Annotated in this window: 13 protein-coding genes and 5 tRNA genes; 10 read left to right on the top strand and 8 right to left on the bottom strand. The window is 57.2% G+C overall.

Features of this window, described 5'->3' with window-relative positions:
* Positions 1-9 precede the first annotated feature (9 nt).
* Complete coding sequence (gene tssK, locus MOP87_RS05750) at positions 10-1350, top strand: type VI secretion system baseplate subunit TssK (RefSeq protein ID WP_242810223.1); 1341 nt, start codon at positions 10-12, stop codon at positions 1348-1350.
* A 72-nt stretch (positions 1351-1422) separates the two neighbouring features.
* Here tssK and tssM read toward each other — a convergent pair whose 3' ends face one another.
* Positions 1423-5034: a type VI secretion system membrane subunit TssM gene (gene tssM / locus MOP87_RS05745; protein WP_242810222.1), complete on the bottom strand. Its 3612-nt coding sequence runs from the start codon at positions 5032-5034 to the stop codon at positions 1423-1425.
* 347 nt (positions 5035-5381) lie between these two features.
* Here tssM and tssF point away from each other — a divergent pair, with 347 nt between their 5' ends.
* The 8 genes from tssF to MOP87_RS05705 all read left to right on the top strand — a co-directional run bounded on the left by tssF (position 5382) and on the right by MOP87_RS05705 (position 18381).
* Positions 5382-7145: a type VI secretion system baseplate subunit TssF gene (tssF, locus tag MOP87_RS05740; RefSeq protein WP_028687707.1), complete on the top strand. Its 1764-nt coding sequence runs from the start codon at positions 5382-5384 to the stop codon at positions 7143-7145.
* A 16-nt stretch (positions 7146-7161) separates the two neighbouring features.
* A complete protein-coding gene (gene icmH / locus MOP87_RS05735; RefSeq protein WP_050438008.1) occupies positions 7162-7965 on the top strand; it encodes a type IVB secretion system protein IcmH/DotU in 804 nt (267 codons plus the stop codon).
* A 243-nt stretch (positions 7966-8208) separates the two neighbouring features.
* Positions 8209-10971: a type VI secretion system Vgr family protein gene (tssI, locus tag MOP87_RS05730; protein WP_242810221.1), complete on the top strand. Its 2763-nt coding sequence runs from the start codon at positions 8209-8211 to the stop codon at positions 10969-10971.
* On the top strand, positions 10968-15527 hold the full coding sequence (locus tag MOP87_RS05725; RefSeq protein WP_242810220.1) for an RHS repeat-associated core domain-containing protein: 4560 nt from the start codon (positions 10968-10970) through the stop codon (positions 15525-15527). Before tssI ends, MOP87_RS05725 begins: the two co-directional genes overlap by 4 nt.
* Position 15528: 1 nt before the next feature.
* The gene (locus MOP87_RS05720) at positions 15529-16248 is read left to right on the top strand and encodes a hypothetical protein (RefSeq protein WP_146224443.1); all 720 of its coding nucleotides are present in this window, start codon (positions 15529-15531) and stop codon (positions 16246-16248) included.
* A 282-nt stretch (positions 16249-16530) separates the two neighbouring features.
* Entirely contained in the window at positions 16531-17484 is a 954-nt protein-coding gene (locus MOP87_RS05715) for an RHS repeat-associated core domain-containing protein (RefSeq protein ID WP_181420233.1), read from the top strand.
* Positions 17481-17888, top strand: coding sequence for a hypothetical protein (locus tag MOP87_RS05710; protein ID WP_242810219.1), 408 nt, complete (start codon positions 17481-17483; stop codon positions 17886-17888). Before MOP87_RS05715 ends, MOP87_RS05710 begins: the two co-directional genes overlap by 4 nt.
* A 229-nt stretch (positions 17889-18117) precedes the next feature.
* Positions 18118-18381: a PAAR domain-containing protein gene (locus tag MOP87_RS05705; protein WP_110606709.1), complete on the top strand. Its 264-nt coding sequence runs from the start codon at positions 18118-18120 to the stop codon at positions 18379-18381.
* Between the two features lie 443 nt (positions 18382-18824).
* On the opposite strand, the gene MOP87_RS05700 is transcribed toward MOP87_RS05705, so the two are convergent.
* The 5 genes from MOP87_RS05700 to MOP87_RS05680 form a co-directional block, all read right to left on the bottom strand.
* Positions 18825-18900: transfer RNA gene (locus MOP87_RS05700), tRNA-Gly, on the bottom strand.
* A gap of 85 nt (positions 18901-18985) precedes the next feature.
* Positions 18986-19061 (bottom strand) — tRNA-Gly (locus tag MOP87_RS05695).
* Positions 19062-19063: 2 nt separating this feature from the next.
* Positions 19064-19139: transfer RNA gene (locus MOP87_RS05690), tRNA-Glu, on the bottom strand.
* A 92-nt stretch (positions 19140-19231) separates the two neighbouring features.
* Positions 19232-19307 (bottom strand) — tRNA-Gly (locus MOP87_RS05685).
* Positions 19308-19311: 4 nt separating this feature from the next.
* Positions 19312-19387: transfer RNA gene (locus tag MOP87_RS05680), tRNA-Glu, on the bottom strand.
* 325 nt (positions 19388-19712) lie between these two features.
* Between MOP87_RS05680 and MOP87_RS05675 the strand changes: the two genes are divergently transcribed.
* Entirely contained in the window at positions 19713-20480 is a 768-nt protein-coding gene (locus tag MOP87_RS05675) for a hypothetical protein (protein ID WP_027914333.1), read from the top strand.
* Between the two features lie 55 nt (positions 20481-20535).
* Here MOP87_RS05675 and MOP87_RS05670 read toward each other — a convergent pair whose 3' ends face one another.
* Together MOP87_RS05670 and MOP87_RS05665 are read right to left on the bottom strand one after the other, a co-directional pair.
* Positions 20536-21018: a GAF domain-containing protein gene (locus MOP87_RS05670; RefSeq protein ID WP_027914332.1), complete on the bottom strand. Its 483-nt coding sequence runs from the start codon at positions 21016-21018 to the stop codon at positions 20536-20538.
* Positions 21015-21905: an ATP-binding protein gene (locus tag MOP87_RS05665; protein ID WP_028687854.1), complete on the bottom strand. Its 891-nt coding sequence runs from the start codon at positions 21903-21905 to the stop codon at positions 21015-21017. The genes MOP87_RS05670 and MOP87_RS05665 overlap by 4 nt, the downstream gene beginning before the upstream one ends.
* Between the last annotated feature and the right edge of the window lie 101 nt (positions 21906-22006).

The raw sequence follows: 22006 nt of genomic DNA, 5'->3' as shown, positions 1-22006 counted from the left end.
GAAGCACTTATGAGTTCACGCAATTCCGTACTCTGGAAAGAGGGTTTGTTCGTCAAACCCCAACACTTCCAACAAATGGCCCATGCGGCGGAATCGACACTTCACCAACGCGTTTCCAGCCTGAACAATGCGTTTTACGGTTTCAGCGAGTTGGAGCTGAATGCCGAATACTTGAGCTTCGGCAAGATCGCAATCATCCGGGCGCGTGGCGTGATGCCGGACGGCACGGTGTTCGATATCCCTGGCGACATGCCACCACCGGCGCCCTTGGAAATCCCCCAAGGTGTCTCGAACAAAGCCGTCTACCTCGCGCTGCCTTTGCATGCGCCTGGGGCTCCTGAAGTCCGCTGGCCCGACAGCGAGGGGGTAGATGGTCGCTTCATCGCCAAGGGCGTTCCAATCATGGACAACCATGGCGGGAGTGGCGATTCGATGATTCTTGATGTCGCCATTCCAAATTTGCAGATCAAGCTGCAGGACGACGACAACAGGGACTACAGCTGCCTGGCCCTGACCAAAGTCATGGATAAACGCCCGGACGGCAGCTTGCTACTGGACCCTCGCTTCTATCCGACCTGCATCTCGATCAAGGCTGCCCCCGCGCTGCTGGGCTTTCTGGAAGAGGCCTCACAGCTGATACGCGAACGGGCGCGCAATCTCGCGGCTCGTATATGCTCGCCTGGCCAGTCGGGGATAGCCGACGCGACCGATTTCTCACTACTACAAGTGCTGAACCGTCTGCACCCCTACTTCCATCATCTGGCGCGCCGCCGCAATGTGCACCCGGAGCAACTGCATATCGCCCTGGGCCAGGCATGTGGTGAGCTGGTGACCTTCACCGATGACGGGCGATTGCCCCTAGACTACCCGGCCTATCAACATGACGGCCTGGCCGAGTCTTTCCATATGCTGGAAGAAACCCTGCGTCGGTCACTGAGCACCATTCTGCAGCCCAGGGCCGTTTCGCTGCCTATTCAAGAGCAGCAGTACGGTGTGCTCACGGCGACCCTGCATGAGCGCCGATTGCTTGAAGATGCCACCTTCATTCTGGCCGTGCGGGCCGACCTGCCGGGCGAAGAACTGCGCAGGAAGTTCCAACAGCAGGGCAAGGTCACCTCCATAGAGCAACTGCACCAGTTCGTACACCTGCAGATGCCCGGCGTAGCCCTCATTCCCCAACTCGTTACCCCACGGCATCTCCCCCATCACACCGGCTTCGTCTACTTCGAACTGGATCGCCAGCACGAAAGCTGGAAACAGCAGCTCAAGAACGCCAGCGGCTTCGGCTTCCATATCGCCGGTGAATTCCCCAACCTGGAGATGCAGTTCTGGGCCATCAGGCCTGACTGACCCACTCTCAGGCCGATAAAAAAATCCCGATCCAGATGGCGGGTGTCGGGATTTTTTGCGCCGACTGCCCGCCTATCGTTCAGCCACCTCATCGCGTGTGCGCTCACGCAAAAGCTGCTGCGGCAGTGCGAAGCCAGCGAACAGCGTCCGTGTGAAAGGGTTGTTGGCGCCGGTTGCGTGAAACTTGTAGCGCGCCATATCGCCGGCAATCTTGAAACTCAGGTCAACGCTGGTGGGGGTACGGGCATTCAACCCACCACGGCTAAGCAATCGATAAAATGACCAAGGCCCCTGATAGCTCAGGCTGACAGTGGTTCCAGCCGCCTGCACCAAGGTGATACGGCTATGGCTGCTCTCCCCCGCAGACCCTGGCCAGGTCATTCCAATCGGTTCCTTGCCCCGCTGGGCAAACGCATGCAATTGCCCATCCAGGCCGAAGACACTGCCGCGCAACCCGTTACTGAGAGCGACCGGTTCCAGCCCAAAGCTCACATTCAACTCGCCGCGGTTATCGAAGAACGCATTGCGAATGGCCTCGGCCTGCTTGAGCTGAACCATGACCTCGGGGCGTATCAGGTAACCCTCATCGGCATTGGAGTACAGGGCATTGAGATTGTCCTTGAGGAACACCGTGAGGTACGCGTCTTCAAATCGCTTGAGCTGCCCTTGGGGCCCAAAGAAGGCTTCAAAGTCCTTGAGCGACAGGTCCGGTCCGGTCCGGTCGATGGGATAGCGCGAGGCAAGCCGTTCCTCATAGAGACTGTACACCTCCGAGTTCCAGCGCTGCTCCAACTCGCGCAGCGCCGTGACCATCAGCACCCGAGAGGTCTGGTCCGCCAACTGGCGCACATGCCGGTTCAGCGGCTCTGGCAACCCGGTGGCGACCCGTTGCAAGTTGCGAATAGGGTCGGGCTCCTTCTCCGAAAAGCGACTCAGTGCCAGCGCCAGGGCCGCTTTGCCCTGATTGGGGTTGTCCTGCACCGCTTTCACATAGTCATAGACAGCGGCGATGGCCTGTTGCGTCTCATCGTAGAACGACGGCTTGTCACCCTGCACATCGAGCATCCCGGAAAGGCCCGCGAAGGATCGGTAGACTCCCATCGCCTGCAACCGGCCCTGCTGATCGGACGCAGAGTCCTTGCCACCCTCGGCAGCCAGCGGGTAGATCAAGGTATTGCCACGCACCGTCTCCAGGAGCCGGCGCATCGGTGCAGCCGGCCCAGTCACCTGTTCCAGCACGCTCAACCCGTGCGCAAGGTCGGTGAACGGGGTGACCGAGAACTGGTTCAGCACCCGTCGCCAGCTGTCGATGTAATCGGCACTGTACAAGGCGCGCAAGCGCTCTGTCAGGGCCTGGCGGTCCACCTCGGAATAGTCGAGCGTGCGCCGCTCCCCCAACACCCACTGATCGATCAAGGCGAGGTCGGCCACGTTCTGGCTGTACTGCTCGAAGTAGTCCCGAAAGCCGCTCGCGGTCAGCAGAGGCGGCAGGGACAGGTTGCCATCGACGGCCGCCTGATGGTTCCGCTCAGCCAGCGGAACGTAGACGATATCGAAGGCTGGGCCAATCTCGTTGCGCAGGTCCAGCTCCCCGTGCAATTTCTCTTGAGCTTGTTGCTTCAAGCTGATGTACACACGCTGGGCCAACGGTAACTTGCGCAAATGCTGCTGCGCTTGCGCCACTACCTTCTGGTACTGCGGCAGCTCAACATCGGCGTAGGCCAGTGCGTACTTGAGGTGGCGCATCAGGGCGGCCTGCAGTTGGCCTTGACCCGGATAGGCCTTCTGCCATTCTCGGGCCATCCATTGCTCCACCAGTTCGGGCCGGCGATTGGCGCGGTCTTCAATCATGCGGTACACGCGCAGTGCTGCTAGCTGATCCTCGCTGCCTGGCGTAGCGTGCTGGACGCTCGCCGCCACACCGCCCGCGATCGCCGGCAGAAAGCGCGTCGCCAGGGCATGCAGGTAGGCCTGGTCCACCTGCGGGCTGATGGCCTTGCCCTGGTACAGCCCCATGTCGGTGAACACAGTCCACCCTGATCGGTAATCGCCATACAGGCTCACCGCATCGCGGATCTCGTCCAACGGGGCCAACAAGCTGCGCCCGGTCAGGTCCTCTTCGGTATCCGCGCCGGTACTACTGAACGCTTGGCTCTTTTCCAGAACATGCTCGGCCTTGTCGCGGTTGACGCTGTAGAAGTACAGCCAGCCGCCGATCATTGCCACCCCACAGATGCCAGCGGCCACCGTGGCGCCTCGCAACAGGCGGGCCTTGTGCTGGGCGACCTTCTGGTTGTCACCTGCCAAGCCCGCTTCGGGGTAGACCACCCGTTGCAGTAACTGCTGGGCGAAATACACCACCGACGTGCCTTGTGGCTTGGTGGACAGTGCCGGCGGCGTGAACGCAAACGCCCGAGCTGAAGCGTCCGCAAGCAGGTTGTGGACTTCCCCGCGCTGGTACACCGAAGAGAAGTACACACCCCGCACCAGGGGCGGCGTGGTGTAACGGTCGCTGCCCAGTACGTCACCGAGAAAGTCCAGCAGCATCGAATGAGCGCCGCTCAGCTCCCGCAGTAGGGAGTAAGCGCTCTTGCGCACCGCTGCCGGCATCCGCTCGGTCGCGGCGAGCAGCTGGCTACCGAGCTGTTCGATAAACCGCTCATAAGCCGCGCCCATTTCCTCCAGCCAGGCATCAACGTCCTTGACCGAATCCAGCGTGAAGGTAAAACCTTGTACCTCTTCCCGCTCGCGGGCCGGCAGCTTGGCGAACAGTTCCTCGAAACCGGCCAGCAGGTCGAGCTTGCTCATGACCACATACAACGGCAAGCGCGTGCCCAGTTCGGCGCCCAGCTCCGTCAGGCGCGCACGCAGCACGAATGCAAGGTCACGACGCTCCTTTTCAGAGCGGCCGAACAGGTTGACCATATCCACCAGCAAGACCACGCCGTTGAGCGGGCGCCGGCTGCGGTTCTGGGCAAGCCAGCCAATCATGTGCCGCCACAGGCATCGTTCAACCCCGGCAGGCAAACCGGTGGCTTCAGCCGGTTTGGCAACCTGGGCCGTGGCCTCTTCAGCTTCGCCATCCCCCTCGTCTTCGCTCGCTGAGAGTGGCTGCACGGCCTCGATCAACTGCACCTGGCGTTCAGGCTGACTGATGAATTCGCCTGGTGGGTCGATGACTACCGCATCGTCACCGATCCACCAATCGATACCAAACGCCAGGTCCGGGTCTGCGCTGGATCGCTGCAGGACACTGCGCTCGATCCGAGTGAGCGCAAAACGCTGATCCGAGCGGCTGATAAAACTCGACTTGCCTGCGTTCTCCTCGCCGAGCATTAGGTACCACGGCACATCGTAGCGATGCCCTCGCCCACCTCGGCTATCGTGCAAACGCGCCACACTGGCGTCGAGGGAGCGCTGCTGAGCGTGTAGAAAAGGCAAGCAAGGGTCCGCCATCTCGCGCCGCTGCTGTTGCTGCTCGCGGATGATCGCGCGGTTGCGCCGATGCACCTGCACGGTCCAAATCACTCCAGGCAGCAACAGCAACAGCACGGTTAACGCAACCCGTACCGGCACATCCGCCAACGGCTGATGATCACGCCACTGCCATTGAGGCCCCCACCACCACAACCAGACCACGGCTGCGGCTAGTACCAGCAACATCACGATAGCGATTAGGGGCATTGCCTGACACTGCACCAGCGATATACCACGCAGCCATCCGTCCTTGTTTAATTTCATAGCGGCAAACCTTACCGACTGCACTCATGAATGAACCATCACCCCTCAGGGCATATCACCCCGGACAGTAACAGTGTTGAAAAACAGTATTCAATGATGTGCAGAAAGAAATAACCGTTTACATCTTTTGTGCAGCCAAGGCGGAAAAATCTGCATTACTAATTAGGAGAAGCTGTGAGGCAGAAGCCGTAATTACCTGCAACTTGTAAGAAGTTTCCTATAGAAAAAGACTGACTCTTTTTCATTAATCCTGGCCTATCCCGCCAGCCAGAGCAGGCGACGCATTTAACATGAAGTTTAAAGATTGGTTCAGGCTGGAGCAGCAGCACCTCCAAACGCTGGGCGATGATTTTGTAGAGGACGAGCCGCGCCTTGCACCCTTCCTTGGCCGTACCACCTCGGATGCAGACGCCCAGCGCGTGATGGAGCACTTCGCCTTCCTGACCGCGCGCCTGACCATGAAGGTCGAGGACCACCTGCCGGAGTTGACCCACCCTCTGCTGCAACTGGTCTACCCGAACGTCCTGCGGCCACTGCCCAGCATGACGCTGATGCAGTTCACCCCGGCCGACCATGCGTTGAGCGAGACCCAGGTACTGCCCAAAGGAACCTCCTTGTTCGCCCGCCCATTCGAGGGCGTGAGCTGCGAGTTCCGCACCTGTGCGGACCTGGCCCTGCCACCCTTGGAAGTCAGCAGCATCACCACTCGGCCCAGCGCTGAAGCGCCAGTCATGTACATCGACCTGGATACCCTGACCGAGCAGCCGCTGCGGCGTATGCGGTGCGAGCGGCTGCACTTCCATCTGGCGGGCGGCAACCGCAATGCACTGATGCTGTATCAGTGGCTCGCGGTACACCTGGACAAGCTCTATCTGCACGTTGGCGAGCACCGCTTTGCGCTCCCGCCCTTGGTAACGTTCATCGGCTTCGATCCCGATGAAGCGCTGCTACCCAGCCCTGGAGAGCAATTGGATGGCTATCGCGTCCTGCAGGAATTCTTCTGCTTCCCTGAACGCTTTCATGGCTTTCGCATCGACGGCCTGCAGCATGTCTGGCCGGATGAGGCGGCCACGCACGTCCAGTTGGAATTCCGCTTCAACGCCCCACTACCGCCTGACCTGCGAGTTGACCGGACCACCGTGCTGCTCAACTGCGTCCCGGCCATTAACCTGTTCTCCCGCTTGGCTGACCCCATTGCCTTGAATGGGCAGACCGTCAGTGAACTGATACGTCTGAGCCGGCAGGACGGTGCGCAAGACGAGATCTTCAGCGTTGATCGTGTCAGCAGCCTGCACCAGAAATCCCATCGACTTGTCCAGGATTTCAAACCGTTCGAGGCACTGGACTCGCGCTTTCCCCTGGCCGAGCCCACGCCGCCACGCTACTACAAGCTCGACATCGAGCAGGAGCCCGTGAATGACAAGGTGCAGCACCGTGTGAGCCTGGTGCAGCGAAACCTCACGCCCTACCTTGCCCAGCAGGAACGCCTGAGCATCGAGTTGACCTGCAGCAACGGCACACGGGCGCAGCAGCTCAAGGTGGGCGATGTCGATGTGACGACCCAGGACACCCCGTCCTTCGTCACCTACCGCAATCTGACCCGTCCTTCCCGTTGCTACCCTCCGATGCTGCAAAGTGGTGGCTATGGCGACCGCCATTGGGCACTGATATCCAACCTATCCTTGAACAACCTGTCGCTGTCTTCCCCGGCTGCGTTGGCGTCGGTCCTGCGCGCTTATGACTTTGTGGGCACGCACGACATACAGCAACAGCGCAGAACGCAGCAACGCCTGAACGCCATCAAGCAGGTAGACAGCGAACCCTACGACTGGCTGATCAAAGGCATACCCATGCGCGGACTGCGCACCACCCTGCACATCGACCCTGCAGGCTTCGAATGCGAAGGCGAGGTGCAGCTGTTCGGCAACGTACTGTCGCACTTCATGGCGCTGTACGCCAGCAGCAATTCCTTCCATCAACTGCAGATCGTCAACACCGCCGACGCAACCCGCCAGCTGTGGCCAGCCCGTACCGGGCAGCAGCCGGTCATGTGACCAGGAGGTCCATTCCATGAGCATTTCATCCTGTTCGACGTATGACAAAGACCAGAGGGATACCCTTGAGTCGCCTCCATCCAGCGCATTGTTCCCCCAGGTAGATGCGCTTGGCTTCAGCACCCGCTCAAATACCATGAACCCGATTCTCGACATCGCCTCGCCGCTGCTTGGCCTAGTCGTCCGCCTGGAAGGCACTGAACACTACGAGCACGCCGAGCAGTTGTATGCCCACGTGAAGACCATGATCCTCGGCATGGTCGAAGAAGTTCGGCAGCTTGAGCAGTGCGACGAAGGTGACCGCGTGGTGTTCTCTTACTGCTTGTGCTGCGTGATCGATGAAGCCGTGATGACCACGCCGTGGGGCCGTGACTCGCCCTGGAAAGCCGAATCGCTGCTCAGCGCCATCCATCAGGAAACCTGGGGAGGCGAGAAGTTCTTCAGCGTGCTCGAACGCCTGCTCGACGCGCCCGAAGAGCGCTACGACCTGTTCGTGTTCCTGTTCTGGTGCCTGGCACTGGGTTACCGCGGCAAGTACGCCAGCCGGACCAATGGCGATGCCGAGCTGGAGATCTGGATTGATCGGCTGCGCAAACGGGTCATGAACCTGCGTGAAAGTCGGGTCAAGACCGAGCGCCTGACCGATCCGTTCAGCAACGTCGCACCAAGACACTACCGCATGAACCGCCAACTGCCCTGGTGGACGCCCTGGGTGGTCATGGTCGTGATCTGCACGAGCGTCTACCTCTACTTATCGAGCAAGTTGAACGGTATTACCCAGCAAGTACTGAACTCGCTGCAGACGATGCTCCAACAATAAATTCGGCCTCACCGGATTGATTTGACTCAATAGTCACTGCGCTGATCAGCGCAGCAAGTACGGTTTTGCCCATTAAAAGTGCAACACCGCACTTGGAGAAACTTCCTACACCATATAAAGAAGTTTCACCGAAGACATGGAACGGATTCCGCACTACGGTCTTTCGTGCACTTTATTGCCGCGCGCCCCAGTACGCGCCTGGCTTCTTTGAACCTGCCCGAAGGAATGACAGCAGGAGTCCGCATGAGCAGTTTGAACGATGTGAGATTTACCTTCAGCACACCGGCCGATGAGTCTATCCAGTTCGATGTCGTCTCTTTCGAATTGACCGAAGCCGTCAGCCAGCTGTACCGCCTGGAGGTGGAGCTGACCAGTTTTACCGACGATGCCGATTTTGCCGCCCTGCTCGACCAGCCCGCGGTGCTTACCATCTGGCAGCAGAAACAATCGATACGCCATGTCCATGGCCTGATCAGCAGCTTTGAACAGGGTAAGACCGGCCATCGCCGCACCCGCTACCGCGCGGTGATCGAGCCGCAGTTGGCACGCGCTGGCTTGCAATCGGACTGGCGTATCTTTCAGCACCGGCCGGTGCCGCAACTGATCGAAGAACTGTTCCGTGAACGGCTGTGGGGAACGCTGACCCAGTATGTGGTTGATCCGCACCAAAGCCGCGAATTCTGCGTCCAAGCAGGTGACCTGGACCTCGACTTCTTCTGGCGCCTCTCGGCCGAGGAAGGCCTGATTTCGATCTTCGAGCACAGCGAAGGCAGCCACACGGTGGTCCAGGCCGACCAGATCCGTCAGTTCGGCACGCTGGAAGGCGAGCCGGTGCTGTACGTCGCCAACCGCGGCGGCTCCCAGGATCAGCCCTGCTTGCAACGCTTCAGCTACCGTGAGCAGGTACGCAGCAACAGGCAGACCCAGCGCGACTATACGTTTACCCATCCGCGCTACAACCTGCAACAGACCCAATCCCCACGGGACACCGGCAACCAGCAAAACGACTACGAACGCTACGACTACCCCGGCCGCTTCAAGCACGACAACGCCGGCAAGCCCTTCACCCAAGCCCGCGTCAACGCCCTGTTCGGCGATGCCCGTGTGGCCGAGGTCGCCGGCGACGATGCACGACTGCAACCGGGTATTGCTTTCCAGCTGACAGGCCATGCCCGCGAAGACATGAACATCCTCTGGCGGCCGCTGCGCATCAAGCATGAGGGGCGCCAGTTCACCGCGCTGGAAGAAGAGGCCGCCGAGTCCGAGCACGGCACCTCCTACCGCTACACCGCCACCCTGATTCCCGCCGAGGTCGAATGGCACGCGCCGGCGCGTGCAAAACCCGTCATCGAAGGCCCGCAGATGGCCAAGGTGGTCGGGCCTCCCGGCGAGGAAATCTACTGCGACGAGCATGGCCGCGTGCGCGTGCAATTCCCCTGGGACCGCCTGGGCCAGGAGGACGACAAAAGCTCATGCTGGGTCCGTGTGACTCAAGCGTGGGCCGGCGCCACCTGGGGCCATATGGCCATTCCCCGCATTGGCCAGGAAGTGGTGGTGAGCTTCCTCAACGGCGACCCCGACCAGCCGATGATCACCGGGCGCAGCTACCACGTGGTCAACCGCACGCCGTATCGCCTGCCTGAGTTCAAGGCACTCAGCCCGATCCGCAGCAAGGAACACCACGGCCAGCGCCATAACGAACTGCGCCTGGACGACACCACCGGGCAGATCAGCGCCGCATTGATGAGCGATCACGATCACTCGGCGCTGAACCTCGGCTACCTCACCCATCCACGTCACTTTGGTGGCAAGGGCCGGGGCCAAGGCTTCGAGCTGCGCACCGATACCCACGGCGTGGTCCGGGCTGGCGGCGGCTTGCTGCTGACCACCGAACTGCGAGCACGCGCAAGCGAGCACCACACGGACCTGGTGGAAACCGCCGAACGCCTGAAAACCGCGCAGGAATATCACACCACCTTCGCCAGTGAGGCCCGCGATCATCTGGCCCAGGAAAGTGGCGATCAGGATGAGGTTGGGGACGCGCTCAAGGCTCAGCACACCGCCATCCGCGGTAGCGGCGGCAACCCCGAGGCCAACCGCTTCCCCGAACTGGCCGACCCGCAATTGGTACTCGCCAGCCCGACTGGCATCGCCACCAGCACTCCGGAATCCACCCACATCGCCAGCGGCGAACACTTGGGCCTGAGCACGGGTGGGCACACCAGCATGGCCATCGGCAAGCGCCTGCTGATCAGTGCCAGTCGAGGGGTGCGGCAGTTCGTGCAGAGCATGGGCTGGCGACTGGTCGCCGCCTCCGGCGATATCGACCTCAAAGCGCTTAAGGACAACATCAACCTGCTGGCCAAGCTCAAGGTCAGCGTCACGGCCGAGCGGATCACGCTCAGTGCCAAGGAAGAAGTGGTGATCCAGGCCGGTGGTAGCAGCACTACCTATAACGCCAGCGGCATCGTGCATGCCACGGCCGGCGAATACACCGCGCATGCGACTGACTTCATCTACAAGGGTTCGAAAAGCCAGGCGGCGGCGTTTCCTGAAGACCTCAAGACCGGTACAGGCAACCTGGAACTGCTGCAGCAGTACGCCAACGCAATGCCCTTCAAGAAGGGCCAATACGAGGTAGAGGACGCTCTCGGCGAAGTCTTCAAAGGAGCGCTCGATGGTGATGGAAAAGCCAGTATCGCTGGTCTCGCTCCCGGCCCGGTCAAGGTGCGATTCAGCGACGACGACGTGGATGTCTGGCACGACCCAGGATTCCCTGGCCCCCATGAGCAAATCTCGGGTGAGCTGAGCCTGCGCTCACCAGCTGAGTTGAGTGAACAGGCCGGCGCCATTCTCAAGCAGCTCGCATCCAGCCCAACAGCGCAAGGTCTGAAAAGCGGAACTCACCAAGTCGGATCAAAGAAGCTGACTGATGTGGCCAAAGGAGTCCTTGAACGCACTGGCGTTCCCGAGACGCTAAGCAAACTCTCGGAGAAAGCACGATGACAGCCTCCATGCGTCCAGTTCAGCAGGCCACGGGGCCCACCAATACCGCGTCTGTCAATGACATTGAAGCAGGCAAGGAAAAGCTCGATCAGTGGATCCGCAAGATAACCCGCGGAGCCATAGGATGGACGGCCGTGAATGCCGCTGGCTCAGTCATTCCCGGCGTTGGCACGGTATTCGCCGCCGTTGATGCTATCGGCGACCTGCTTACGCTGATCGATGGAAATCAGAACGATTTTCTTACATGGGTGAGCTTCGGCATCAATGTGGTTGGCCTTGTCTCGTTTCCCGGTGTTGGCCCGGCGCGGCTGACCATACGTACAACGCTAGCTGCTGTTCGGCGCAACGGTATCGCCCTGATATCCGACGCTCTGCTCAGCGCACTTGAGAAAAATTTGAACGATAAAACGCGGGGGTCACTGGAGGCCTTTGCACAAGCAATCGAGAGTCGACTCAACGAACTGCTGACCAAGATCGCAGCAGAGATCAAGAAAGCATGCACATCGTTTGCTCAAATGCTCCGAGGTGTCGCCAGTGAGCAGGGACAGAAGGCACTCGCAAAGAAAACCAAGAAAGCCTCCATCCTCTTCGGGCCTGTAGTGGCGATCGGGGCCCACTTCCTGATCGAGGACAGACTGCTGTCACCGGACACGTGCCAACAGTTGCTTAAGGCCGCCAGCCTTGCAGAGCAGATTGGCCGTAACGCATCAGCCAAGATCCTTGGCATGGCTGACCCCGGTACCGTCGGGAGCATCGGGTATCTGGTACTGTCCCTGGCAAACGCGCTCAGGAACAGGAAGCGTCGTGGTCCCGTAGCCGCCGTTTCACACAACGACAAACCCAGCCGAGCTCAACATGTTCAGGGGCAAGGTGGACTGACAACACGAGGAACCGAACGGCCACCAGTCAAGGATTCCAATTGCCGAAATGTTGCCCCGAACGGCACCGGTTCCAACATCAGCTTCGCCACCGGGAGCGAATCATTTACCCATACCGACTTTTCATTGCCTGGGTGCTTCCCGATTGAGTGGGCAAGGACCTATCGCTCCAGCCTGTCGGCACTGGACGAAGGTCCCCTTGGTGCCCGTTGGATGCTCCCTTACTCCATCTTCATGGAGTGCGTAGGCGAAAGTGGGATTGCCTACCGCGACGCTGACGGCCGAAGCCATCACTACCCAAACCCCGCCGTTGGCAAACATAACTACGATGCGGTTGAAGACATATTGCTGATCCGTCCATCGGACTGCGAGCTGATAGTCGCCCGCGGTCATGACATCCAAGAGCACTTTCACAAGCAAGGCGAAACCTATCGCTTGACCACCATCAAGCATCGCAATGGCGCCTGCGTTGCACTGCACTACGAGCACCTGTTCAACGGTAAGCCCGTCCTGTCAGATCTGTTGACGTATCAAGAGGAACGCCAACAGCACCACATTCATCTTGAACCTAGCGGCACGGGGCATATCCGCTCGGTGTGGCTCATGAAGGACGGGGCGCCACTGCGCCAATTGGCTGCTTACGAACATGACAACAACGGGGATCTGGTCAGCGCCCAAGACGAAAATGCTGCGCAATGGGCGTATACCTACCACAACCACTTGATCACGCGTTACACCGACCGCACAGGGCGCGGGCTGAACCTGGGGTGGAACGGTGAAGGCCCCGATGCGAAGGCAATACGGGAGTGGGGCGACGACGGAAGCTTTGAAACACGCCTTGAGTGGGACCCGAACATTCGACTGACCTATGTCACCGACGCGCAAGGACAAGAGACTTGGCATTACTACGACATCCTCGGCTTCACCTATCGCATCGTCTACCCCGATGGCAACGAAGAATGGTTCTACCGCGATGAGGCCAAGAATGTAGTTCAGCACATCCATACCGATGGCAGCACGGAGCAGTTCGCTTACGATGAACGCGGCAACCTCCTACAGCATACTCGGGCAGATGGAACATCCGTTCACCATGCCTACGATGATCAAGGCCAACGCTTCAAGACACGTGACGCAGAGGGCGGCCTATGGAAGTATGACTACGACCAGCGCGGCAACATCATCGAAACTCAAGACCCGCTGGAGAACAAGACCCAGTACGCCTACAACAACGACAACCTCCCCATCGCCATCGTCGACGCCAATGGCGGCGAACGGAAGCTGGCCTACAACCGCGATAGCCAGTTGGTCAGCTATACGGACTGTTCGGGCAAAACGACCCAATGGCAGTACGACAACCACGGAAAACTGAACAAGCTCATCAACGCCGCCGGCGAAGTCACCGAGTATCTGTACGAAGCCGGGCAATTGACCCAGCTTGTCCATCCGGACAAAACCAAAGAACGGTTCGAGCGCGACGCCGAAGGCCGCTTACTTAAACACACAGATGCGCTTAATCGAAGCACCTCATGGGCATACAACGAAGCCGGTCTGATCCATCAGCGCCTCAATGCCAACGACACCACCCTCACCTACCACTGGGACAAGCTCGGCCAACTGGTCCGTCTGCGCAACGAGAACAACAGTGAAGCCAACTTCAAGTACGACCCCGTAGGTCGGTTACTCAAGGAAACGGGGTTCGACAAGGAAACCATCCATTATCTCTACGACCATGGCAGTCACCTGCCCACTCGACGCGTGGATGGTGACAGGACCACGCATTTCGAATACGACCCCATGGGTCGACTCATTGAGCGCAAAGCGGGTCGGCGCGGCGGAGAAAAGTGGGAAATTGAAACCTTTGCCTATGACGGTAACGGTAGCCTGATCTGGGCCGAGAATGGCATGTGCGCGCTGCAGTGGTTCTACGACGCGGCAGGGAACAACATTCGCGAACACCAGTTCCTCAACTATCTGGCAAAGCCCCAGCTTGCGATCTTCAAGCATGAGTACGATGCGCTCAACCAACGCGTCGCAACTACCCGCCCAGACGGTCACCGCGTCAGCTGGCTCACGTACGGCAGCGGTCATCTGCTCGCGCTCAAGCTCGATGACATGGAGTTGCTGAGCTATGAGCGGGACGACCTGCACCGGGAGGTTGGCCGTGTGCAAGGCAATGGTCTGATCCAGCGGCAGTCCTGGAGCCCCAATGGGCAGCTGCTTGAACAGACCCTGGTTCGCCAGGGTGAAACACGCCGCCTGGTTGCCCGCAACTACCGCTACGACGAAGCCGGTCAACTTACGCATATCAATGACCTCAATCGCGGTGACACCCGCTATCGCTATGACCCCGTGGGACGGTTGCTGGAGGCCGATGTCAACTACGTCAAGGAGACCTTTGCCTTCGACCCCGCGAGCAACCTGCTTGATCCTGATGCTCCTCCCGGCCCGAACCCCCATTCACCGCGCAAGCTGATGGACAACGTGCTACGCAGCTATTGCGGCACCGAGTATCGGTATGACGAACGCGGCAACTTGTTGGAGCGGATCGAAGACGGCAAAAGCGGCAAATTCACTTGGGATCTGTACGACCGACTGCGGCGTTACGAAGATGACCGACTGGTTGTCGAGTTTGGCTATGACGCATTAGGCCGACGGGTCTATAAAGACTCGCATTCAAAGTACCGTAACCGCGTTCAAGCTGGGCCGGTGTGGAACGAGAACGCCAAGCGTGCGCTGGACGAGCAGCTGGGCTGTGATCTGACGCTGTTCGTCTGGGATGGCGATACGCTGGCCTTTGAGCAGAAGGGCCGGGATGGCAAGGGGCGGACTACGCATTATGTGTTTGAGCCTGGGACTTTCGTTCCGGTGGCGCAAGGTGTGATGAATCATATCGAGGAAATGCTGGATCAGTCGGACTATCTTTCTGAGATAAGTAGGGATTCGGCCTGGAAACATAACCCATTGCCAAGGTCATTTGATAGGTTCGCTGCTTACCAGTGCGATAACCTTGGTACGCCAATAGAAATTATCAACGATGGTAGAATAGTCTTATGGATGGGAGTATACAACGCCTTGGGGCGCAGCATCAACAAGCCCCACAACAACGAAAAATATAAAGAATGGCACTACCCAATTCGGTTCCAAGGGCAGTATTACGACGTAGAAACGCAGCTCCACTATAACCGATACCGATATTACAATAATAGCATCAGTCGATTTATTAGCAAAGATCCAATCGGTATGATAGGCGGCTTAAACCTTTACAGCTACGCTCCCAACCCAATCAACTGGATCGATCCTCTTGGACTAAAAAGTAGAAAATGTCCCGATTTTAGCGCCGCAGAATGCCAATCCCTGCTTGAAAAAATAACTCAAAAAGCTAGTGGAAAGAAAGACATCAACGGTAGCCGCGGCTTACTCGAGCGAGTCGAGCACTTAGCACTTGACGAGCACGAACTTTACAACAATGCTTACTCCACGCCTGCTACCTCTGGATCTGCAATGGGCAAAGGGACATATAAAGGACATATTGATGCTGCAAACGATTTGAAGCGCGGACTGAACAGGGACATCGACGCCTATCACCGCGCCAACTGCAAGGGCTTCGCAAAATTACCAATGAGCGCTTTAAAAGCGTCAACCACACTAATACCTCATAAACCTGCCGGAGTAATGTGACATGCTCGACAAATTTTTGTTCTCATTAAGCTTGGAGCACCTTGTAGCTTGCCTATTACCTAAAACAACCAAAACACTGCGCAGAAAAATCACAATCTGTGCAAGACAAGAAATATCAACAATACTAGAGGAGAGCGCAAACTACTACCACATAGACGTCAGCATAGAACGAAAAAACCTGTCAAAATCACGACTAATTAAATGCATGCAGAAGAACTCAGTACACACAACGGCCATCACGTATATAGCTACATTGCTTAAACTGTTCGATGACGAACAATACAGATTTAATTCCATCAATGAGTTCTTTGTTGAACCAATCGATCAAACCCTATCACTGGACAACATAACAAAAAACTCGGAAATTTATAGCGCCATAGAGAAGCTACATGCACACCATATATATGCACATACTTCGATTAACAATCGCTGGGCATGGGAGGAAATTCTTGAAAAGACGTCGAGCTGGACAACAAAATTACGCAACCCACTTTTATTTGACGGAATTGAAGATGCACTTGAGAATATCATATATGACATCCTTGATCGCTTCCCACTACTAAGCCTTATTGGTAAGGCGCACTCGATATGCAGCAAGCAAGAAGTCGTCGCACTCATTGACTGCCTAACATTAAAAGCTCGCCAAGCAACCCTTAATCATTCGAATATAATTAACCAGATTACAAAATGCCTCAATTTAGAAGACGCATGGGAGCAGTGACTACAGGCGATCGCCAAGACAATGGATGCTTACAAAAAATCCAGCTGCCTTCAGAACTGTTGGGCTAAGACAAAATTCGTATAGCCACACCCAGCAACCGGAACGATCGACAGCTTCAAAACGGCAAACGGCAACAACGGCACGTTCACTTGGGACCTGTACGACCGACTGCGGCGTTACGAAGATGACCGACTGGTTGTCGAGTTTGGCTATGACGCCTTAGGCCGACGGGTCTACAAAGACTCGCATTCCAAGTACCGTAACCGCGTTCAAGCCGGGCCGGTGTGGAACGAGAACGCCAAGCGTGCGCTGGACGAGCAGCTGGGTTGTGATCTGACGCTGTTCATCTGGGATGGTGACACGCTGGCCGTTGAGCAAAAGGGCCGGGATGGCAAGGGGCAGACTACGCATTATGTGTTTGAGCCTGGGACTTTCGTTCCGGTGGCGCAAGGTGTGATGAATCATATCGAGGAAATGCTGGATCAGTCGGACTATGCTTCTGAAATGAGCAGAGATTGGCTCTGGCAGCATACGCCATCGCCAAAGCCGCTCGATAGGATTGCCTGGTATAAGTGCAATCACCTTGGAACTCCCTTAGAAATCATGGACGAACATGGAAATAAAATCTGGATCGGCACCTATAAAGCTTGGGGACTGGCAAAAGAAGCAATAACACTCTGCGGACCATCGATCAACAACCAAAATCCTATAAGACTACAAGGGCAATACTTCGACCCCGAAACGGCATTGCATTATAATCGGCACCGATATTATTCTCCTCAGACAACTAAATTCATAAGTAAAGACCCAATTGGATTTGATGGCGGCATTAACGTTTATGAATATGCTCCAAATCCAATCGAGTGGATCGACCCACTCGGTCTAACCAAATCCCCCAACCCTTGCAAAGCCAAAAATAAAGATATAGATGAGAAAGAGAAACATAGGCTTGAGCGAAGATGTGACGAATTACATGATGATTTCAACCGAGCCATGAATAGTGCTTTAAAGCACTCTCACATAACGGCACATGATACCATGCCTAATCCCGCCAAATTTATACAGCAGCCTTACAATGGACGGCGCGCGACTAATGAGCACAGGGGGTTTCGGGTTGAATATGACGATCGACACAAAGCCCACATAGATACTTTTAACAGAAAAATCGAGAAAACAATATGCTTCGAAGCAAATCAGAAAACAGTTGGAAAAATCATCAGGAGGTTCAATCGATGAACTTTAGCCCTGAATGCCAAACCTACATCAACGAACATCTCTACATACATCAAGATGAGCTTCTGAGGTCAGTTGGAAAATTACTACCATCGGGACCTTCTAATATTTTTTGGGAGAAAATATCTAATAAAATAGAGATTCCCTCGGTCCATAGAGACGAACTTAAAGCCAAGTTATATGAAATTGCCGACAGCGTTTTCTTAAAAAAAAACGAACCGATATTTATTGTGAATATCGATGATGCATTCCCCGCCATCGAAACCAATCTCAATGACTGGGGGGCATTTGCCCATGAACTAGATTATGTCAACACAATCTTCTTAAGCAGAGAAGGCAGTAAAATTATTCACTGGGACTTTTATAAAGATCTTCACGCAACAAATCTGGACTCAAAGTCTGTATAATTTGCAAAAGGCAGACCGCCAAGCAATGATCATATCAGGCAAGACTGGGTGGGTGAGTTAGATAATTAATAATATAATACTCCGACAATTCTCCAGCACAGCATGGCCATTAATCTTGTAACTAACCTAAAAATTTAGCATACGGATAAAGCCTTCCCCCCTAAAACCGGTAATGCCTCGCCTATGAACGTGCGTTAGAGCCGCGAGGTATAAAAATACAAGGGAACTTATGAAACCGATTGTTCGAATAGGCGATACAACCAACCACGGTGGAAAAGTGATTGATGCTATATCGCACACAATTCTCAATGGCCGCGCGATAGCCGGGAAAGGATGTATGGTTTTTTGCCCCCTATGCAGAGGGGCTTTCCCAATCATGGAGGGCAGTACCACCTACCGAGTCAACGGCGTGCCCGTTGCCCTTGATGGCATGAAGACCGCATGCGGGGCAACTTTGATTGCCAGTGCGTCACACGGCAGCGTCCATAGCTGAGTCAATCCGGCAACTTGCCGGATACGCGAACCTCGGTACCTTTGCCACTCACGCTTGGGGCCAATGTCATCAAGATCTTGGCTCGCTTGCCCAGCCAATAGAAACGAGCTGCCGCTGCCTGGCACACACGAACAGTGCCGGCCCATTGGTGCTTGTGGGGGTGCGTGCTTGCCAGTGGATTACGCTTGGCGGACAGCAGTGTCGATCAATGGCACGCGTACATCTTCAAGTCTCGCAAGACCGAGTAGACATGCATTGATGCCAGCGCCCTAGCCCCGGCATCAATCCGCTGGGCCAACTACCCAGAATCACTATACTGAAAAACGTACTTAGCATTCGTGGCTACTGATGGACTCAGGCAGACTGCGCTCAAATGAAAAAAGACGCCGAAGCGTCTTTTTTGGTGATCTACACAAGCCCAAAGGACGCTGTAGATCTTTATGTGGAGCGGGAAACGAGACTCGAACTCGCGACCCCGACCTTGGCAAGGTCGTGCTCTACCAACTGAGCTATTCCCGCAAAGTGAAGCTTTACAACCCTTGGCGTGAAGCGCCGATACGACCTTCACCACCACTGCACCGCATAGACGCCACAGTATTCAAACTGGAGCGGGAAACGAGACTCGAACTCGCGACCCCGACCTTGGCAAGGTCGTGCTCTACCAACTGAGCTATTCCCGCAATGGCGTCCCCTAGGGGACTCGAACCCCTGTTACCGCCGTGAAAGGGCGGTGTCCTAGGCCACTAGACGAAGGGGACACACAACACTTTTCAGTGCACCAGTACATGAACCTCACGATCCAGACTGGATTTTCTTTTCCTGCCGCGCCGCGAGGCACTGCCGGAGAAACTGGAGCGGGAAACGAGACTCGAACTCGCGACCCCGACCTTGGCAAGGTCGTGCTCTACCAACTGAGCTATTCCCGCAATATGGCGTCCCCTAGGGGACTCGAACCCCTGTTACCGCCGTGAAAGGGCGGTGTCCTAGGCCACTAGACGAAGGGGACACGCTGCTGGCATTGCTGCCTGCTTTCACTCCCTGCTGCGTTCTGCTGTGTGCTTTACGCTGCAAGTGGCGCGCATTCTATGGAGGGATGGATAGGCCGTCAACCCTTTTGTAGAAATTTATTTAAATCAATGACTTCCCGCCCTGCCGCCCCAGCTTGCGCAGGCGCTAAACGAAGCCCGAGCTGAATTTCTGACGTCAGCGCAGCGTAAATGTGCCAGCATTCAGCCACTGGGCATGCGGCCGATAATGAACACAGGCTGTCAGGGTCTACGCAACCTCGCCCCTACACTCAATGATGCAATCCATTTCATGAGGCATTCACGGTGACACCACTTCTGATCACCCTGCTCGTCGTGGCGGGTATCGCACTGCTGATTCTGATTGGCTACCTCAATAACGTGGTCGAGAACGGCAAGCTCGAGCGCGCTCGATTGAAGATAGAACTGGCCGATCGCCTGCGTCGCTGTGGCGAAATCAGTGAAACCTTCCCCGGCCAGTACATGACCCCTGGGCTGAAATTGCTGCTGACCCGGCTGGAGCTGAACGTCAACCAGCGTCAGCTTGCCCTGGACAAGCACAATGCCGACATCAAGGCGCGCATCGCCGAAGTTGAAGCGCTGATCGCCAAAGGCGAGCAGATACCGGTCAACAACCCACCCAACCCGATCCTGACCGAAGCCAAGGCCAAGGACGTGCGGTTTCTGCTCGAAGCCTTGCACAACCAGATCACCCGCGCCGCGCAAGAAGGCTTTCTACCTGCTCTGGAAGCCAAGCACTGGCTCAAGGAAATCCGCCACATCCTGGTATTGCTGCACATCGAGTTCTTCAACAACCTCGGCCAACAGGCCTTGCAGAACGAGCAGCCCGGCCAGGCTCGCCTGGCGTTCGAACGGGGCGTGCAGTACCTGCGCAAGCAACCGGAGCCCAAGGTCTACGAAGAGCAGCTGACGTATCTTGAAAAACTGCTGGCGCGGGTGAATGCCCAAGTGCTGGATCAGCTGGCGCCGACCGAGGACGAAGATAACGAGCTGACCGAAGGCTTGAAAACCGACGACGAAGAGACCTGGAAGAAGAAGGCGATGTACGACTGAACCGGGTGCCCGTAACGGCGGCGCAGGCGCGCCGTCGATACGTGCTCAAGGGCGATCAGCAGTCAGTCAGTTCCAGAAAAATCGCCACCAGCTGCTCAAGCCCTGCCTGATCGGCTTCACTGAAACGCCCGATCGTGGGGCTGTCCAGATCCAGCACGCCCACCAGCCTGCCCGCCTTGATCAGTGGAATCACCAGCTCGCTGTTGGACGCGCTGTCGCAGGCAATGTGCCCGGCAAAGGCGTGCACGTCTTCTACCCGCTGGGTTTGGCGCGTGGCTGCTGCGGTGCCGCACACCCCTTTGCCAAAGGGAATGCGCACGCAGGCCACCTGGCCCTGGAACGGGCCGAGCACCAGCTGTTCATCGCGATTGATGTAAAACCCCGCCCAGTTCAGGTCTTCGATCTGGTGATAGACAAAAGCCGAGAATTGCGCGGCGTTGGCGGTGAAGTCACGCTCGTCGGCGAACAGCGCCTGTACTTGCGCCGCCAGCAAGGCGTAGCCGTCCAGGCCAGCACCACTGGCATTGAGATCGATCATCGGGTTTGCTCCAGCAATTGCAGCCCGACCCAATAGCGGGCGAACTGATAGGCACATCGGCCATTACGATTGCCGCGGCCGGTAGCCCAGCGCACGGCGAGTATGTCCAGGGCTTCGTCACGCTGCCAGCGCAGCCCGGCAGGGCGCGCGAGCTGGCCGATCCAGTGCTCGACCACATCGAGGAAGTGCTCCTGGCTGAACGGGTAGAAGGACAGCCACAACCCAAAGCGGTCGGACAAGGCGATCTTGTCTTCCACGGCCTCATTGGGGTGCAACTCGCCATCGACCATCTGCCAGTTTTCGTTGTCGCTCTGTTTTTCTGGTACCAGGTGGCGGCGGTTGGATGTGGCGTACAACAGGACGTTATCCGGGGCCTGCTCAAGCGAGCCATCGAGCACGCTCTTGAGTACCCGGTAGTCGCCCTCCCCCGCCTCGAACGACAGGTCGTCGCAGAACAGGATGAAGCGCTGCGGCAATTTCTGCAGTTGCTCCACCACCCGTGGCAGGTCGGCCAAATGGTCGCGCTCGATCTCGATCAAGCGCAGCCCCGCTGCGGCGTGCTCGGCCAGCAGCGCACGCACCAGCGAGGACTTGCCTGTGCCCCGCGAGCCCCACAGCAACGCGTGGTTGGCAGGCAGGCCACTGATGAACTGATGGGTGTTGCGGCCAAGCTGGTCACGCTGCTGGTCGACACCGATCAGGTCGCTCAGGCGGATATCCAGGCTGACCTCAAGCGGCATCAGGTAGCCACTGCGGCCATCGCGCTGCCACCGGGCAGCCAGGGTCGCGGACCAGTCTATCTCGGGACGCGCTGCCGGCAGCAGCGGCTCGAGACGGGCCAGCACCGTTTCGGCGCGGTCCAGAAAAGTAATCAAGCGGGCGTCCATGACGACTCCTACACAGTCGAATTCGGGTTGGCGGGTGGCCCGTTATCCTAGAACCGCCTCGTACAGTCACGACGGCACGTAGCACCGTGCCATGGCGTACA

Source organism: Pseudomonas sp. I3-I5, assembly GCF_022699445.1.
Lineage (GTDB): Bacteria > Pseudomonadota > Gammaproteobacteria > Pseudomonadales > Pseudomonadaceae > Aquipseudomonas > Aquipseudomonas fulva.
The sequence above is the reverse complement of the archived record's forward strand: the minus strand, read 5'-3'. Positions and strand labels throughout refer to the sequence as shown.

What these genes read in the sequence shown, in the direction of transcription:
- tssK (WP_242810223.1), top strand. Translation starts at nt 10, where the DNA reads ATGAGTTCACGCAATTCCGTACTCTGGAAAGAGGGTTTGTTCGTCAAA.
- tssM (WP_242810222.1), bottom strand. Translation starts at nt 5,034, where the DNA reads ATGCCCCTAATCGCTATCGTGATGTTGCTGGTACTAGCCGCAGCCGTG.
- tssF (WP_028687707.1), top strand. Translation starts at nt 5,382, where the DNA reads ATGAAGTTTAAAGATTGGTTCAGGCTGGAGCAGCAGCACCTCCAAACG.
- icmH (WP_050438008.1), top strand. Translation starts at nt 7,162, where the DNA reads ATGAGCATTTCATCCTGTTCGACGTATGACAAAGACCAGAGGGATACC.
- tssI (WP_242810221.1), top strand. Translation starts at nt 8,209, where the DNA reads ATGAGCAGTTTGAACGATGTGAGATTTACCTTCAGCACACCGGCCGAT.
- MOP87_RS05725 (WP_242810220.1), top strand. Translation starts at nt 10,968, where the DNA reads ATGACAGCCTCCATGCGTCCAGTTCAGCAGGCCACGGGGCCCACCAAT.
- MOP87_RS05720 (WP_146224443.1), top strand. Translation starts at nt 15,529, where the DNA reads ATGCTCGACAAATTTTTGTTCTCATTAAGCTTGGAGCACCTTGTAGCT.
- MOP87_RS05710 (WP_242810219.1), top strand. Translation starts at nt 17,481, where the DNA reads ATGAACTTTAGCCCTGAATGCCAAACCTACATCAACGAACATCTCTAC.
- MOP87_RS05705 (WP_110606709.1), top strand. Translation starts at nt 18,118, where the DNA reads ATGAAACCGATTGTTCGAATAGGCGATACAACCAACCACGGTGGAAAA.
- MOP87_RS05670 (WP_027914332.1), bottom strand. Translation starts at nt 21,018, where the DNA reads ATGATCGATCTCAATGCCAGTGGTGCTGGCCTGGACGGCTACGCCTTG.
- MOP87_RS05665 (WP_028687854.1), bottom strand. Translation starts at nt 21,905, where the DNA reads ATGGACGCCCGCTTGATTACTTTTCTGGACCGCGCCGAAACGGTGCTG.